This is a genomic window from Collinsella aerofaciens (assembly GCF_015560135.1).
GTDB lineage: Bacteria > Actinomycetota > Coriobacteriia > Coriobacteriales > Coriobacteriaceae > Collinsella > Collinsella aerofaciens_AN.
The window spans coordinates 1-1,398 of sequence record NZ_JADMRH010000050.1; the positions used below are offsets into that span (position 1 = coordinate 1).

1 protein-coding gene is annotated in these 1,398 nt (G+C 73.4%); it reads right to left on the minus strand.

Translation table 11 applies throughout. The annotated features are described in order from the left end of the window. Positions 1–226: 226 nt before the first annotated feature. Positions 227–1,303: an IS30 family transposase gene (locus tag I2H19_RS09855; protein WP_324252746.1), complete on the minus strand. Its 1,077-nt coding sequence runs from the start codon at positions 1,301–1,303 to the stop codon at positions 227–229. Between the last annotated feature and the right edge of the window lie 95 nt (positions 1,304–1,398).

Below are 1,398 nucleotides of genomic sequence, written 5' to 3' on the forward strand. Positions count from 1 at the left end.
GGTTGATTTCCGATCTCAGCCGAACACATTAGGCGGACAGGCCGTTCCCGCAGCTAGCCGAACGCCCCCGAGGCCCCATCCGGGCCCCGGGGGCGCCGTTTTCCCAGTTGAAGGAACGGTGGAGATGTGTTTCGATGGGTCCGGTGGCCATGCTCCGCCCTCCGCCCGGCACCTCTTCCCAGACTCAGCCGGACGGTCGGTCAGTCTATTCCGTTTTGCCTTCAGGCTAGGCCAGCGGGGCATCGCCCCTCTCTGCGCGCGCCCTCTCGATGAGTCCCGGCGTCAGGTCGAGCTCGGCCAGAGGCACATCCTCCACGCCGTAGGCGTCAAGCAGCGCCGCCGCATCGTCCCCGAGCATCGCCCTGAAGGCGCGCGCGGGCGTCGAGAAGCCGAGCGCGCCGCGGGGCTCGGAGTTCACGTGCGACATGGCGAGCGCCATGTCGGCCGGGGATAGCCGGTCGAACCTGAGGCCGGCGCCCTTGGGCAGCAGCTTCCTGATCTCGACGTGGTTGCGCTCGCAGGCGCCCTTCTGGTCGCTGCGGCGCGGGTCGCAGTAGAACAGCCTCGTCTCGCCGGGCCCCTCGCCGAGGAGCGCGGCGATCGCGCCCTCGTCGGAGAACTCGGCGCCGTTGTCGGTGAGCACGGCGCGGAACACGCGGCGCGTCCCGTCTGCGCCGAGGACCGCCCGGACGCCCTCCAGGGCGGCCGCGACGCACCCGGCGGTCTTCTCCCCGAGCAGGAGCGCCAGCTGGAGCCTGCTGGGGCGGTGGAGCAGCGTGAGCAGGCAGGCCGAGTCCTCCCGGGCGCCCTCGACGGTGTCCATCTCCCAGGCCGCGGCGCACGCGTCCTCCCCGAGGGCGAGGAACGCGGCGTATGGCCTGCGGGCGGAGTGGCGCGTGGCCGCCCGGACGGCGGCGCGCCTCCTCGGCCTGTAGCCGACCTTGCGCCTGAGCTCCATGTTGGTCATGCCGTCGTAGCCCGCCGCGACCCAGCGGTAGATGGTCGACGGCGACAGGTCCACCGGCCCTCCGTTGCATGCGGCCATCTGCTCGGGCGAGAGCCCCCGGCGCAGGCAGTCCCTGATGGCCTCCAGCCTGGCCGCCGCGGCCGGCTCGTCGGCGTCGATCCCGCGCCTGGACGAGACGAGCACCGAGTCGGCGCACAGCTGCGCGGCGCGGGCCTCGTAGAAGACGTGCGGGCGGCGCTTGCAGCCCATCGCGCGGTAGCGGCCGCACCCGTCGCGGCATCGCGGCCACGCCGCCAGGCGCGGGCAGGCCGACGACAGGTCGGTGCCGGCGCCCACGCGCTCGCCGCGCCTGGGCTTCGGCGCCGTCACGAACCTGTGCGACGCCACCTCGGCGCTCACCGTCGAGGGCGACCTGCCCAGCTCCCTCGCGA